The 15,747-nt window shown below is 47.2% G+C and carries 11 protein-coding genes; 3 read left to right on the top strand and 8 right to left on the bottom strand.

Going from position 1 to position 15,747, the window contains the following annotated elements; translation table 11 throughout:
• Positions 1 to 13: 13 nt before the first annotated feature.
• The 6 genes from CLC91_RS05330 to CLC91_RS05355 all read right to left on the bottom strand — a co-directional run bounded on the left by CLC91_RS05330 (position 14) and on the right by CLC91_RS05355 (position 8,850).
• Positions 14 to 3,328 (bottom strand): S8 family serine peptidase, encoded by a 3,315-nt coding sequence (locus CLC91_RS05330; protein WP_095500102.1) that lies wholly within the window; start codon positions 3,326 to 3,328, stop codon positions 14 to 16.
• Positions 3,329 to 3,605: 277 nt separating this feature from the next.
• Positions 3,606 to 4,037, bottom strand: coding sequence for a hypothetical protein (locus CLC91_RS05335; RefSeq protein WP_095500103.1), 432 nt, complete (start codon positions 4,035 to 4,037; stop codon positions 3,606 to 3,608).
• A 12-nt stretch (positions 4,038 to 4,049) separates the two neighbouring features.
• A complete protein-coding gene (locus CLC91_RS05340; protein ID WP_095500104.1) occupies positions 4,050 to 4,664 on the bottom strand; it encodes a TorD/DmsD family molecular chaperone in 615 nt (204 codons plus the stop codon).
• 80 nt (positions 4,665 to 4,744) lie between these two features.
• Positions 4,745 to 5,362 carry a DMSO/selenate family reductase complex B subunit gene (locus CLC91_RS05345; RefSeq protein ID WP_095497829.1) on the bottom strand — a complete coding sequence of 206 codons (618 nt, stop codon included), beginning with the start codon at positions 5,360 to 5,362 and terminating at the stop codon, positions 4,745 to 4,747.
• An 11-nt stretch (positions 5,363 to 5,373) separates the two neighbouring features.
• On the bottom strand, positions 5,374 to 7,881 hold the full coding sequence (locus tag CLC91_RS05350) for a DMSO/selenate family reductase complex A subunit (RefSeq protein ID WP_095500105.1): 2,508 nt from the start codon (positions 7,879 to 7,881) through the stop codon (positions 5,374 to 5,376).
• 480 nt (positions 7,882 to 8,361) lie between these two features.
• Positions 8,362 to 8,850: a hypothetical protein gene (locus CLC91_RS05355; RefSeq protein ID WP_095497827.1), complete on the bottom strand. Its 489-nt coding sequence runs from the start codon at positions 8,848 to 8,850 to the stop codon at positions 8,362 to 8,364.
• Positions 8,851 to 8,978: 128 nt separating this feature from the next.
• On the opposite strand from CLC91_RS05355, the gene ubiD reads away from it, so the two are divergent.
• Both ubiD and fre read left to right on the top strand, forming a co-directional pair.
• Positions 8,979 to 10,478 (top strand): 4-hydroxy-3-polyprenylbenzoate decarboxylase, encoded by a 1,500-nt coding sequence (gene ubiD / locus CLC91_RS05360; protein WP_095500106.1) that lies wholly within the window; start codon positions 8,979 to 8,981, stop codon positions 10,476 to 10,478.
• Positions 10,479 to 10,496: 18 nt separating this feature from the next.
• On the top strand, positions 10,497 to 11,192 hold the full coding sequence (gene fre / locus CLC91_RS05365) for an NAD(P)H-flavin reductase (RefSeq protein ID WP_095497825.1): 696 nt from the start codon (positions 10,497 to 10,499) through the stop codon (positions 11,190 to 11,192).
• Positions 11,193 to 11,269: 77 nt separating this feature from the next.
• Here fre and hemE read toward each other — a convergent pair whose 3' ends face one another.
• Positions 11,270 to 12,334 (bottom strand): uroporphyrinogen decarboxylase, encoded by a 1,065-nt coding sequence (gene hemE / locus CLC91_RS05370; RefSeq protein WP_095497824.1) that lies wholly within the window; start codon positions 12,332 to 12,334, stop codon positions 11,270 to 11,272.
• A gap of 278 nt (positions 12,335 to 12,612) precedes the next feature.
• Here hemE and rsd point away from each other — a divergent pair, with 278 nt between their 5' ends.
• Positions 12,613 to 13,080, top strand: a complete 468-nt coding sequence (gene rsd, locus CLC91_RS05375) for a sigma D regulator (protein WP_095497823.1) — start codon at positions 12,613 to 12,615, stop codon at positions 13,078 to 13,080.
• 60 nt (positions 13,081 to 13,140) lie between these two features.
• Here rsd and acnB read toward each other — a convergent pair whose 3' ends face one another.
• Positions 13,141 to 15,738 carry a bifunctional aconitate hydratase 2/2-methylisocitrate dehydratase gene (acnB, locus tag CLC91_RS05380; protein ID WP_095500107.1) on the bottom strand — a complete coding sequence of 866 codons (2,598 nt, stop codon included), beginning with the start codon at positions 15,736 to 15,738 and terminating at the stop codon, positions 13,141 to 13,143.
• Positions 15,739 to 15,747 lie beyond the last annotated feature (9 nt).

Consider the following 15,747-nt stretch of genomic DNA (forward strand, 5'->3'; position numbering starts at 1 on the left):
TTCTTTCATTTCATCAGCATCCACTGACTTTAGTAACCGCCAATGCCAATTCCTGTTCACCGTTTTGCGACAGTTCGGCTTTGTTAACTATCGTCTCAGCGTCACAGTTGGCGGTAACATCAAACTGCAACACAGCTACACCACCTCCATCTTGGGCAATGGTAAGGTCGTCGGAGGACGTTGGTTTCGAGCCTGCACCATTGTAGTAATAGCTGCTGCCAGAAGTGCCTGTAGCGTCTTCCGCACCTATAGTGGCGTCATCACCCGCTAACGTGTCATACACATAAAAGATTTCGTTGGTGGTATGAACGATCCACACTTGGAACGTAGATGTCGCAGAGTCATCGCCAAACAGAGGCACATCTTTCCATTCAAACACGGTAAACACATCCTCACCATCAGATAATTGTTCCACGTACCAGTTACCACCCCTGCACATGTTAAGGTCGGTCCACCACGGCGCCATCAAGTTATTAGGTAAACTTTCATTTGGAAGCTCTTCGTGACTATGGCTTGCTGCTTGGCCACTGGCGATACCCGCTTCCAGGGTTCCATTGACCGACCAAATCACTTGTGAATACTCTTGAGAGTTGTATTCAAACGGCGCAACATTTATCACAAGCCCACCATCATCGCAATTACTGGGTAATCTCAAAGGCGGCGTTCCAAACCTGGTAAGGGGGACATAGCCATATTTACTTGCGCCCGCTTTCACTGCGAATTCTTGCTTATCCAATTCGCCTTGCCAGCTTAATACGCCGTTGTTTTCTTCGAAGGGTATTGAGGTAGAGCCATTAACAACGGAATAAGTGGCACTGCCATCAACATAGTCTCCCCCGGTGGGTAACACATCGGTTACGTCAAAAGTACCGGACTCTGTAGCGGCTGCTACCTCTATGGTATACCTGAGTGTATCCCCGGCGTTAGCATTAGCTTTATCGACGGTTTTCGATAGCACAGCCGGATCCGTACTCAATCCTCCCTTGACCGCAATCGGCATGTGTAAGTCAGGCCCGTCGCCTTTACGAGCAACCAACAGATCAGCAAATTGCCACTCTTCTTGATAAACACCGTTTGCTGTTACGGTAAACGATGCGCTTTTTCCACGTTTCACTTTCAGACGATTCGGTGAAACGGAATAGCTCACGCCACCGCTATTCTCAACGGATAATTCAACGTGAATCGTGTGCTTAGTAACATTGGTAAAGGTGCGAGTCCAAGAACAGCTGTCAACGCAGTTGCTGTTTTGCATACTAGCAATATTCAAACCTGTGGGATCACCACCATTGTCGGGATTGGCCAACAAGAAATTTTGTGGCGTTTCATTTAGAACTAAACCAACCTCTGTGGTTCTTGATAAATCAATACGACCGGCGCCAAAGTCATGGGCGTCCGCTAGGCTAACACCATCCTCTTTTACCCCGCTGTGATTGTTGGCCGTCATCATAATCGCCGACTTAATAGCGTATGGACTCCAGTCTGGACGTGCTCCCGCGACAATCGCCCCAGCACCGGCATTATGAGGACTCGCCATCGAGGTTCCGGACAAGAACATGTAATTGTCTGCCGTAGGAGCCGCCGCCATTATACTAACACCAGGAGCGCCTAGATCTGGCTTGATAACATCCACATTGGTACTAGGGCCACGCGAGCTGCTACCAGCCATAACATCTGCATTACTGGGTTGAACATCAACTGTGAGGCCTTTAATTTCGGCCGTGGTATTGGAATTTGACGCCAGCCAAGCGGCAAGCGTTGCGCTGTCTGATTGATTTATGTGAACGGCCGGTAATACATGTGGATCACCGACAATACCGTTGCCGTTATCCATTAAGATATAACCTCCGGCCCCTGCAGCTAACAAGTTAGCGCCCTTCTCTACTCGACCAAATACGCCTCGAGTACAAGCCACAATCTCGCCATTAAAGGTTCCTGGCGGCCATGGTGGGCTATAGGCTCCCTGACCACCTAAGCCACATAAAGTAGACCCTGGAAAGTCCGCTTCTAAATCGGCGGAATTAATAATTCGAGCAGGCCCATAGCCTCCAGTAAAGCCGACACCTGTAATGCTGGCTAGCTCTATACCATCGCTGCTTAAATTGGTCACCTCATTCACTAAGCGCCGCTCGTGTGTCATTGATGCGGTGGTGCTCACCCAAGGTGAGTTATGGGCGACCGTCGCTTCACCTGGGCCATTATTACCGGCAGATGCAGCGACATAAACACCGGCGGCAGTAGCATTTAAAAACGCCAGTTCAATCACATCATTATAAGGGTTTTCCCCGCCAGAAATTGAGTAATTAAGTGCATGAATACCGTTAGGTAAATTGGAAGAATCAATCACCACTTGCTCAACCGCTGCCAATAACGCCGATGTAGGACAGGTGTTGATACAAACGTCATAGGCGATGATGTTGGCATGGGGGGCGACCCCTGAAATATCCCGAGACAGTCCGGTAGTTGGAGACTCAATAGTCGCTTGTGAAATATAATTACCGGCAGCCGTGCTTGCGGTGTGAGAACCGTGCCCGTCACTATCCGCAGGCGTTACGCTTTCATTAACGAAACTCCAAGCACCAATCAGTTTATCGTTACAAAAGTCTGGGTTAGTGTCGCAATAGCTTCCAGGGATATAATTGCCACTCCCTAACGGGTTGGTGTGGTCATAACCATCCCCGCCAATGTCTGCAAACGATGGGTGGTTTTGATTGATGCCGGTATCAAGAATCGCGATAACCAATCCTTCTCCTTGCGAATGAGGCACATTATTTGGTGGCCCCTGCCATATAACATCAGCGCCAATCAAACCGGGTCCACTATCAGTCAAAGGCTTCTCCATTCTTTCCTTACTAACACTCAACACATTGGGGTTATTTCTTAGTGTTTTAGCTTCCCGCTCCGATAACTCCATCGCCATTCCATTAAAAATAATTTGGAACTCGCTTTTAACCTGACCAGTTGTACCCGTTTGTTTTCTAAAGTTTTCTTGGTTTTTCTTTAAATATTTACGATACGCTTTGGAGTGTTTTGAGTTGACGTTGAGCTTTTTGGCCCCGGTCATTTTGTTGCTAGTTGCGCTGAGCCCTTTGACTCCCCCTTCATAGGTTGCAAGCGGCGCATCCGCTAAGCGAACAATGTACATTTGCTTTTCGGCAATCATTCGATTCGCTGAAGGATTAACTTTATTGACACTTTGTGCTTCGCTCGCCACGCTTGGTGTTTGTTGACTGATTGAAAGTTGTCTGGACGCTGCGTTAATTGAGGTAGAAACCGCCAATACTAATGAACAGCTTAGGCAACCTACTGCCAGAGACACAATATTCATCATGCTTTCCCTTACTATTGTTATTAATAGCGCTCCAACCTCGTTTCAAACAGCATTAACGGTGTAACCGATTATAAAGGTCAGCATATAGGTTAGACTGCAGCGCGGATTGCTTATAGTGCGATACGCTCTGAGTATAGTAGAAAAGAGTGGTTTGCTCGGTTTTTGTTCAGACTTTAGTGAAAAAGCACTGAAATACGCCTAAGTATGCTCTTCTAAGGGCACCTTAGTTACTTTGAATGGACAGCTAAACAGTTGACTGAAAACACTTTGCCTTCAATCAAAACATATTTTTGCTTTGTTGCAGCTTGGCGTTCACGTTAGCGTGAAACTCTTTCACCATCTCCAACATAATTGACGCGACCTTTTGAGCCGCCGCCAGTTCGCTTTGCAGCGCTTTGTTGGCTTGGATTTCAGCTATCTTTAACATCAGGTAATCGGCTTGGATTAACTCCCGATCTTGCAACGACTTTGCCACCAGCAATTGAGTGGAGCTAGCGAGGATAATTAATATATCTAACTCGGTTAGCTCCTCCCCTTGCCAGTCAATATCGTTGATTGCGAGAGCGGCTATTAAATCGGTTACCTCCAACAAGCTGGTAGCACCAACAAATAACTTGGCCACCTCCGATTGCTGCTGAAAATGCTCGCAAAGGGCTTGGGATAATTCGCCTTTATGCCATTGCTGGTTAACCGATTGAATAAAGCTCATAGCAACCTCATATTAACGATACAAATGAAGTTTCTCTGGAGACAAGCCTAATTCTTGTGTCCAGCTGTTTAATGTCGCTTGGGTAAGTTTTGCCAATTCACGGCAAAAATCCGTATTCGCATGGGTTTCTGCCAGTTCAAACACGCGATGCCCCCAAGGCAAGAAATGCTGCTCTAGCAAAGCCTTAAAAGCTTCTACGTCTTGACGCTCGGTAAGCAAGTAGTGACCCGAGGCGAAAATCAAACCTACGTGGTCCTGCGGCTCTTTATGAGGCAAGTCAAACTGGGCATCATTGGCTTTTAGAAAGTCCATCAGGGCGATGGTGGTATCACCACAGACCAAATTTTCATTGTCAGTATAAACCGACCCATACGGAAACGCTTTACATTCGCCCGGGCCGATGTGCAGGTCATAATAATCGCGTTTAACCAACTCATAGTCCGCATTCTCTAACGCACTTTGAAGTTCAGCCAATTGCTCGTCAGAAATTGCTTCGATTGGCCAATTGTTGAAGACTTGCGCCTGTTGCAATTCGTTCAAGTACTCTTGGCTAGGAATTCGAAAATACAGGTTATGTAATATACCGCAAATGGCTGCGGCTTCCGCTGGATTAAAAGTATCGGTCATATCGTTTTTCACCGCTTTTAAAAAAGATAAGGGAGAGCATAGCTCTCCCTTTCGTTATTGTCCTAACTTCCTGTTAGAAATTAGACTTCAGGCTTGTTCAAGACCATTGCACCGGCTTGAGCATTAGGGTTCACCTTAATGATCAAGTTAGGGTTGGTGCGGCTTGACTCTGGCAATCCTGGAATGTCAGCGTTAGTACCGTGTTTGGCACGCAACTCGTCAATTGGACCGAACTCAAGTGCACGCAGTGGGCAAGAATCGATACAGCTTGGGTTTTTACCTTCAGCTAGGCGATCTTGACAGCCGTCACATTTGCCCATAACACCGCGAGCGGTATCGAACTGAGGCGCATCGTATGGACAAGCCATAGCACACTGTTTACAACCAATACACTTAGTTTGGTCAACCAATACTAGGCCATCGCTTTCACGTTTTGCCATTGCTCCTACAGGACATACTGCTTCACAAACAGGCTTGTCACAGTGGTTACAACCAATGGATACGTAGTAAGCGTATACAGAGTTATCAAAACCCGTATCTGCATCACCCGTGTATGAACCACCGCCATACTCATATACGCGGCGCCATTTTTGACCTAGGTCAGTGTCGTTCTTGTCTTTACAGGTTACGTGACAGGTTTTACAGCCTGAACATACGCTGGTATCAACGAAGAAACCGTATTGAATTTTATCGCTCATGGTTTATCTCCTTAAGCCTTGTTGATACGAACACGAATCGTATGCTGTGGGTTACCTTTAGAAACCGGTGTTGGGTGATAGTTAGTCAAGGTGTTGATACAACCACCTACGTCAACATCATTGGCACCTTTCTTGTACCAAGCACCTTGGCCAAGTGCGACAACGCCAGGCATTACCCGTGGAGTGATCTTAATTGGCACCTGAATTTTACCGTTCGGGCTTTCAACAATTACTTGGGTACCGTTAGCCATGCCGCCTGCGTCTTGTGGGTTAATCCACAACGCATCTTCAACCGCTTCACGTAACCAAGGAACGTTGTGATAGCTTGAGTGAGTACGACCTTTAGTGTGGTAACCAGCTAGCTGTAGCGGGTAATCATCTTTAGTGTCGACGTCTTCGTAGCCTTGCCATGGAACCGTGTACTCAGGAAGTGGAGTAATTTGGTCGTATGGCTTGTCTGAACGCATGATCAAGGTGTCAGCTTTGTGAGCCCAATCAAGCGAGAAGATTTCCATTTTTCCAGAAGGAGTAGTTACTGGATTGTTCTCTGGATCGTCGATAAAGCTCTTCATCGCAATGTAAGTCGATGGTGCGAAGTTACGGAATACACCGATTTCTTGCGCTTCAGCGTAGGTGTCTGGCATATCCCAGTCTGAGTTACGAGACTTGGTCGCTTGATACGCATCTTCCAACCACTGTTCTTCGGTTTTGCCTTCAGAGTAAGCCGCTTCAACACCGAACGCTTTCGCCATGCCGAGACCAATTTGGTACATGCTGCGAGCGTTGTACAGTGGCTTGATGCCTTTCATAAAGGTGACATAGCCAGTTTGACCAGACGCGTAGCTGTCGCCAGCTAAATCGTTGGTTTCCAACCAAGTGGTATCCGGTAGCAAGATGTCTGCAAATTCAGCCGATGGGGTCATCCAGCAGTCACATACAACAACCAATTCACACTTAGATTCATCTTCTAGAATCTTACGAGTGTGGTTAATGTCTGAGTGTTGGTTAATCAGAGCGTTACCCGCTGCAGAGAATACCGCCTTGATGTTGGTACCCAATACGCCGTTACCGTTCTCATCTAACTCATCAGAGTCTAGGCGAGATACGCCATCGTGCAATACGTCCATCTCGGCGCCGCGCTCAATGGCTTCAGCCCAAGTAAAGAATGAGATTTGTGCACGTTGGTCATTCAGTTGACCTAGGCCACCTGAGGTTCCACGACCGTAGTTGCGAGGCAATGCACCGTTAGAAGTACCAGGTTGGCCAATCTTACCGGTTAGAATAGGTAGCATGTACAAGCTACGTACGGTTTGCTCACCACAGGCGTGACGGTTAGTACCGGCACCAATGCTGATGTAAGGAGCGTTAGAGCTCATTAACTTCTGAGCAATTTCTTTAATGCGAATTTCGTCGATACCGGTTACGGTCGCCGCCCAAGCCGCATCATGCAATTCTTCACCAGCATATTTGCCTTCGCGAAGGATGTAATCTTTGTAGTTTTCTTCTACGTCGATTAAATCTTTGTACTTAGTTAGTTTGTGCTCAGAATCCGCTTCGATTTCCGCTTTTAAATTCTCTAGAGACTCACGGTCGTAACCGATGGCGTACTTATCGATGAAGGCTTTACTGTTTTGCTCAACCCAACCGCTGCTGATCATTTCGTGTGCAATGGCTTCTGCCAATGCACCGTCAGTACCAGGACGGATACCATACCACTTGCTCGCACGGCCAACAGCAGTATCAGTATAACGAGGGTCGACTAGAAGAACTTCTAGGTTAGGGTTCGTTTTTAACGCATTAAGCATGTCGTATTGCTCACCAGAGCCAGACATACGAATTTCAAACGGGTTAAAACCAAAACCTAGGAATAAGTCAGAATTGGCGATTTCAGACAGGTAGCTACCAGACTGAGTACGGTCACCAAGAATCGCTGGAGTAGCAGCGTTGATTTGTGCCCATGAGTAGTTCGAGTATGAGCTTAAGAAGCCACCACTTGCACCAAGGGCACGCTTAAGAGCGTTAGCACTGTTGAAGCCGTAGTAGGCACCGGTACCATAGTGGAAGTAAATAGAACGAGGACCATACTGGTCACGTAATGTGGTTACTTTAGAAGCAATGGTTTCAAAGGCTTCATCCCAAGAAATTTCTTCAAATTTACCTTCACCACGCTTACCAACACGCTTCATTGGCGCCTTAATACGGTCGGCAGCATAAGTGCGCTGACGCAAAGAACGACCACGAACACACGCACGAACTTGGTGGTTACCATACTGGTCTTCAAGAGCGTAATCGGTTTCGATTTGAGTGATCACACCGTCTTTGGAGTGATATTTAATTGGACAGTTTGAACCACAGTTCACCAAACAGGCACTGAAGTGGGTTCCATCCGGATACGGATTTTCTGGAATCTCAGGAATTTCAGGAGTTTCCGGCTTATCATCGTTGCTACTACCACAGCCTACGACGCAAGTTACAGCACTTGCGGCGGCGCTTAATTTAAGGAAATTTCTGCGTTTCATCAGCAATTTCTCCATACTTAGAAATATTGTTCTTCAGAGCTTTAGCTATCTAGCGTTCCGGTTCGCTGGAGAAACAACGGCGATACATGCATAAGCCTGAGTTATGGGGTGAATTCAAAATGCTCACAAACATGTGGATTCACGCAGGCATTTGTACACCTAGCGCTAACGAAATTCTTTAGAAAATGGTAATTTTGCAAAGAGTCATGAACAGGATCACGAACTTGAAAGGATTGACAACCCAAATGAGGCAAAAGCAAACAAAAAAGTCACAAAAAAGCAACCAAAACAAAACAATGTCAAGGTTAGATCTTGATCACATGCACTCAGACAGTTGTAGATGACAACAATAACAACATCATGAAAACCCGCTAAACAGAGGCTTTCAAAGCAGATTGGCATTAATAATGAGAATGATTGACAATAAAGAAATTCGTAATCATGAGCGAGCTGCTATGTCAATAACTTTTGTAAGGATTGTTATTGTTCAACTTCAACATAACGCTGTTTTTGCCAATCAAAATGATAGCGTTTTCCTTGCCAATGATAGTAAGTGCCACTTGGTGTAACCTCTACTCGAGCATTTTGTGGCAATCGAACCAAACCTTTTTCAGCCGACTCTATGTGAGTGGTGACGGTTACAGGTGCTTGCACTGGCTCAACGGTTTTTACTCTAGCGCGAGTGCGTGGGTAGTAGTTAAATTGAACGGCGGAACCATAATACGGCCAGTGGTAGCGGTTATCCCAACGATTCCAATAATGCCAACGATCCCAATGGCTCCAAGAAGGGCCATAATACCGATGCTTACCCCTGTTATGGGACGCATATTTGTGACTGGATTTTACCGGCGAGTATTGCGGATAGCCGTCGTGGCTTAAGTTGCTTTTTGGCAGAGGTGTGGCCAGCGCATTGCTGCCAAATACTAGTGTAAATACCGCTATAAACTTCCACATCGTATGTTCACTCATGTAATTGCCTTTCTATTAGTTTAGCCCCATACAGCAACCTTTAGCCAGCCATCGCTAACAAAGGATTCGTTAAAAATTTATGCTATAGTGTTCATCCACTAAATTCCTACAATAAAAAGTGTTTGCTTGTGAGTTTTAAAGACATTCGAAGCTTTATCGATCACCTAGAGAGCGAAGGTGAGTTGGTCCGAATCCAGCACCCCGTTAGCAGTCATTTAGAAATGACCGAAATTTGCGACCGACTGGTCCGCAATGGTGGCCCTGCGGTGTTATTTGAAAACCCTAAAGAAAGTGACATTCCGGTATTGGCCAATTTGTTCGCCTCTCCGAAGCGAGTCGCGATGGCGCTCGGTGAAACCGACACCTCAGCACTTCGAGATATCGGCACATTGTTAGCGTTCTTAAAAGAGCCGGAGCCCCCCAAAGGCTTTAAAGACGCTATTGCCAAGGTTCCCATGTTCAAACAAGCGCTGAATATGCCTCCTAAGCGCGTATCGAAAGCGCCTTGCCAAGAAATTCGCTTAGAGGGTGATGAAGTCGACTTAACTCAATTGCCTATCCAGCATTGCTGGCCAGGCGATGTTGCGCCTTTAATGACCTGGGGGTTAACCATCACTAAAGGCCCCCGCCAAGCCAGACAAAATCTGGGGATTTATCGTCAACAGTTGCTGGGGAAAAATAAGCTGATTATGCGCTGGCTCGACCATCGTGGCGGCGCCTTAGACTTTAAAGACTTCAAAGAAGCGCATCCGGGAGAAAAGTATCCGGTGGTGGTGGCATTAGGTGCCGATCCGGTTACCATCTTAGGTGCGGTCACGCCAGTACCTGATGGCATGAGTGAGTACGCCTTCGCGGGGCTTTTGCGAAAAGAGCGCACTCAGGTCACCAAGGCGCTCACCTGCGATTTAGATGTGCCTGCCACCGCGGAAATTATATTAGAAGGTTATATCGACCCCGACGAGGTTGCTCCTGAAGGCCCCTATGGCGACCACACCGGATATTACAACGAAGTAGAAAGCTTCCCAGTATTCACCGTCACCACCATTAGCCATCGTCGAGACCCTATTTATCACAGCACCTACACCGGCCGCCCACCGGATGAGCCCGCCATGCTTGGTGTGGCACTGAACGAAGTGTTCGTACCAATTTTGTGTAAACAGTACCCGGAAATTGTCGACTTCTATTTACCGCCGGAAGGGTGTTCCTATCGAATGGCAGTCATCTCGATTCGTAAGCAATACCCAGGACATGCCAAGCGGGTAATGATGGGCGCGTGGAGCTTTTTACGACAGTTTATGTACACCAAGTTTGTGGTCATCGTGGACGACGACATAAATTGCCGAGATTGGAACGACGTTATTTGGGCCATGACGACCCGTATGGACCCAGCCCGTGATACTTTAATGATAGAAAACACCCCTATCGACTATTTGGACTTTGCTTCCCCCGTTGCTGGTCTCGGCTCGAAAATGGGTATGGATGCCACCAATAAACTACCTGGGGAAACCGAACGCGAATGGGGTACCCCAATCGTACAAGATAGCGCCATCGAGCAAAAAATTGATGACATTTGGGAGCAGCTGGGGTTAGATCCTGCTCACAAGTATAAATCCCCTAATAAAAACTAAAACGAATATAGGAATGCCATGAAGCGCATCAGCTGTAAGGTCGACGAAATTAGCAAGTTGAATGACTATGTCTACCGAGTGCGACTCTCCCCCGAGAGCGAAACTGTTTATCAGCCGGGGCAATATCTGCAACTGGTGCTAAGCGATGAGGATAAACGTATATTTTCCATTGCTTCAGCACCGCATCAAGCCCATATTGAGCTCCATATTGGTGCAGCTCAATCCGACGACTACCCCCGCCAAGCCATTGAACATTTGCAAGCCAATGCCATTGTTGAGATAGAGCTGGCTTCCGGGTTAGCGTTTTTGCGGGAAGATACTAATAGACCGCGGCTACTGATTGCCGGCGGCACGGGTTTTTCCTACGTTCACAGTATGTTGCAACACATGCTTACCCAAACAAGCAACCCCGCGACCACGGTTATTTGGGGTTGTCGCAATAGCAGTGACATGTATTACTATGAACAGATGCAAGACTGGGCCAACGCTCACCCATGGCTAGAGTTTATCGCCGTGATCGAGCAGCAGCCACAACCACTAACCGCTCATCAAGGTATGCTGCTTGACACGGTTTGCCAGTTGTATCCCGATTTGTCTCAGTATGACGTCTATTTGGCGGGTCGTTTTGAAATGGCTAAAACAGCGAAACCACTGTTTAGCGAGCACAAGGTAAACCCAGAGCATCTATTCGGTGATGCCTTCAGCTTTGTTTAACTGACCACTGCACTCGCCAACAGCCCATAAAAAAGCCGGCTATCAAAGCCGGCATTTTATTATCAATAAGTAAGCGCTTACTTATGGTATTGAGCTGAGTACTTATGTACTGCTTCAATGAAGGCGCCAGCATGCTCAGGATCAACGTGCTGGTGAATACCGTGGCCCAAGTTAAATACATGGCCAGAACCTTCACCATAACCCGCTAGGATTTGCTGAACTTCTTCTTCAATGCGTGGCGTTGGTGCGTAAAGCATCGATGGGTCCATGTTGCCTTGCAGAGCTACTTTGTCGCCAACACGAGCACGCGCATCTTTAATGTCTACAGTCCAGTCTAGACCGAGCGCATCACAACCGGTTTCAGCCATCGCCTCTAACCATAAACCGCCACCTTTGGTGAACAAGGTTACTGGTACTTTGCGACCTTCATTTTCACGAATCAAGCCATCAACGATTTTTTGCATGTAGCGCAATGAAAATTCACGGTAAGCGGTGTGTGACAGCGCACCACCCCAAGAATCGAAAATCATCAACGATTGCGCGCCATTCTTAACTTGAGCGTTCAAGTAAGAAGTCACTGAATCAGCTAATTTGTCCAGCAACATGTGCAGTGCTTGTGGCTCTGCATACATCATGCGCTTAATTTTTTCGAAGGTTTTAGAAGAACCACCTTCAACCATGTAGGTTGCCAGTGTCCACGGAGAACCTGAGAAACCAATCAGTGGCACTTCGCCTTTTAGTTCGCGACGAATGGTGCTAACCGCTTTCATTACGTAGCCCAACTCATCTTCTGGATCTGGCACAGCAAGCTTTTCAATCTTTTCGATGGTGTCAGTTGGACGCTCGAAACGCGGGCCTTCACCGGTTTCAAAGTACAAACCACAACCCATAGCGTCTGGGATAGTCAGAATGTCTGAGAATAAAATAGCCGCGTCTAAGTTGTAGCGACGTAGAGGCTGCAAAGTAACTTCACAAGCCAAGTCGTGGTTCTTACAAAGAGACATAAAATCGCCCGCTTCAGCGCGAGTCGCTTTGTATTCAGGCAAGTATCGACCGGCTTGACGCATCATCCATACTGGCGTTACATCAACTGGCTGCTTTAATAGAGCGCGTAAATAGCGATCGTTCTTCAATTCGGACATGGACTATATTCCTAATGCGATAATTTAAATTAGATCTTTTCAATGGCGGCTAGTTTAGCAAATCCTTTGACAAATAAATGTCCGGATCGCGGAAATGTGAGCCATCCCCTATAGCAAGGTCTTAATTTATGGCAAAAGTTTAAGCCTAGTCACCAACGAGGGGGGCTTAAACTTCCTATTTCGAGAAGCACTTTATCGTAAAAATCACAAAAAAACATTGATTGTTAGGGTGGTTATTTTCTATGCTGAAATTTGGTTAGGGTTCAAGGGAGAGTCCAATGCTTAAAAGCTTGGCGGTTGCAAAAGAAAAATGGGGCGGTGCCGATAATCTCATCGACCAATGGTTGGTGCATCGTGGCAACCTATTAGCTGGCTATTGTGAATTGGCTAACCTGCCTCCTTATGAACAAGAACAGCGGCAACTTCCGGATCTGGCCCAGATCGGCAAGTTCTGTGCGTTGCTCGTAGACTATGTTTCGGAAGGCCATTTCGGTGTTTACAACGAAGTGGTTTCAGCCTGTGAAACTAATGGTCAATGCAATATTGAGCTGGCTCGCAAGCTGATGCCGCAAATAGCCAAAACCACCGACTTTGCACTGGATTTTCACGACAAGTATACGGCCATGACCAGTCACAATGAGCTCATCAACTTAGACGAGGAACTGTCTAAACTCGGGCAAGTGCTTGAGAGTCGGTTCGCCTTAGAAGACAAACTCCTTGAAGCCGTCTATCTCATAAAAAACTAGCGCTTAGCAGACACTAAAAAAGCCCGCATCAAAATGCGGGCTTTTTCGGTTTAGTGCTGATTAAACCGCTTGTTGTACGATCACATCATTGGCTTTATCGGTGTAAGCCGGTAGCTGATCAAAGTTCAAGTAACGGTAGGTGTCCGCTGCGGTTGCATCAATGTTGGCGGCGAATTCCTGATATTCATCAGGCGTTGGCAGACGTCCAATGATGGAGGCCACAGCGGCTAGCTCCGCCGATGCCAAATAGACATTGGCGCCAGTACCAAGACGGTTCGGGAAGTTACGGGTAGAAGTGGATACGACGGTTGAGTTTTCAGCCACTCGCGCTTGGTTACCCATACACAATGAGCAACCTGGAATCTCAATACGAGCACCCACGCGACCAAATATGCCGTAGTAGCCTTCTTCGGTAAGCTGGTCTCGGTCCATTTTCGTTGGTGGAGCAATCCACAAGCGCGTAGGAATGGCCCCTTTTTGCTGATCCAATAGCTTACCAGCGGCTCTAAAGTGGCCGATGTTGGTCATACAAGAACCGATAAATACTTCATCGATTGATTGACCGGTTACTTCTGAAAGTAGGCGAGCATCGTCCGGATCATTCGGCGCACACAGAATGGGCTCCTTGATTTGATTTAAGTCGATTTCGATAATTTCAGCGTATTCAGCATCCTTATCAGCTTCCATCAACTCCGGTGACTCAATCCATTGCTGCATCGACTGAATGCGACGCTCAATGGTGCGACGATCACCATAGCCTTCAGCAATCATCCATTTCAACATCACTATATTGGAGTTGAGGTATTCGATGATAGGGTCTTTATCAAGCTTAATGGTACACCCTGCAGCACTGCGCTCAGCAGAGGCATCGGACAGCTCAAAAGCTTGCTCAACTTTAAGGTGCTCAAGGCCTTCAATTTCAAGAATACGACCAGAGAAGATGTTCTTCTTACCTTGTTTCTCAACCGTTAATAAACCACGTTGGATGGCGGCATGAGGAATAGCGTGTACCAAATCACGTAGGGTTATTCCCGGTTGCATCTCACCTTTAAAGCGTACTAATACAGATTCTGGCATGTCTAATGGCATCACTCCGGTCGCCGCAGCAAAGGCCACCAAGCCTGAGCCGGCTGGGAACGAGATGCCTATTGGGAAGCGGGTGTGCGAGTCACCCCCGGTACCGACGGTGTCTGGTAATAACATACGGTTCAACCAAGAGTGAATAACACCATCACCAGGACGTAAGGATACTCCACCACGGTTCATAATAAAGTCCGGTAGTGTATGGTGAGTATTTACATCAATTGGCTTAGGATACGCCGCTGTGTGACAGAACGACTGCATGGTTAAATCGGCACTGAAACCTAAACAGGCCAAGTCTTTTAACTCATCGCGAGTCATTGGGCCCGTAGTATCTTGAGAACCAACGGTGGTCATCTTAGGTTCGCAATATTGACCTGGACGAATACCGGTAACGCCGCATGCTTTACCTACCATTTTTTGAGCCAGGGTGAAGCCTTTGTTTGACGAAGCAACATCCTGCGGACGGCGGAATACGTCACTGGCCGGCAAGTTCAAAGTTTCACGAGCACGATCGGTTAAACCGCGACCAATGATCAATGGGATACGACCACCAGCACGCACTTCATCTAACAGCACATCGGTTTTCAAAGCGAAGGTTGAAATTACTTCATCACTTTGATGACGAGTAACTTTGCCTTGGTAAGGATAAACGTCAATCACGTCGCCCATGGCCATTTGCTCTACTGGAAGTTCGATAGGCAGTGCGCCGGCATCTTCCATGGTATTGAAGAAAATCGGTGCTATTTTACCGCCAAGACAGAAGCCTCCGCCGCGCTTATTGGGAACATTCGGAATGTCATCTCCCATGAACCACAACACCGAATTGGTAGCGGATTTACGAGAAGAGCCGGTACCGACAACGTCACCCACGTAAGCCAATGGGTACCCTTTTTCTTTCAAGCTTTCAATCAATTTAACCGGACCCACTTCACCGGCCACATCTGGCTCAATACCGTCACGAGCGTTTTTCAGCATGGCTAAGGCGTGCAATGGAATGTCTGGACGCGACCAAGCATCCGGGGCCGGCGACAAGTCATCCGTGTTGGTTTCGCCGGTCACTTTAAATACGGTTAAGGTTATTTTTTCAGCCAGTTGCGGCTTAGATAAAAACCACTCGGCTTCGGCCCAAGAGTGAACAACCTGTTTGGCGTATTCATTGCCGGCATTCATTTTTTCCACCACGTCGTGGAAAGATTCGAACATCAACAAGGTATGGCTCAAGGCTTTAGCAGCTAATGGAGCAAGCGTTGCGTGATCCAACAACTCAATCATGGGCTCAATGTTGTAGCCACCTTGCATGGTGCCCAACAATTCCACCGCGTGTTCGGCGGAAACAATAGGGGAGCTCACTTCACTTTTGGCGACGGCTGCTAAAAAACCGGCTTTTACATAGGCGGCTTCATCTACACCCGGTGGAATGCGGTTTTCTAATAAATCTAAAATGAATTCTTGTTCACCGGCGGGAGGATTTTTTACTAATTCAACTAGTTCAGCGACTTGCTGTGCATCTAATGGCTTAGGCACAATCCCTTGAGCGGCACGCTCTGCTACGTGGGTACGATAGGCTTCTAGCACGACAACTTT

This window comes from Paraferrimonas haliotis, from assembly GCF_002282895.1.
Taxonomy (GTDB): domain Bacteria; phylum Pseudomonadota; class Gammaproteobacteria; order Enterobacterales; family Shewanellaceae; genus Paraferrimonas; species Paraferrimonas haliotis.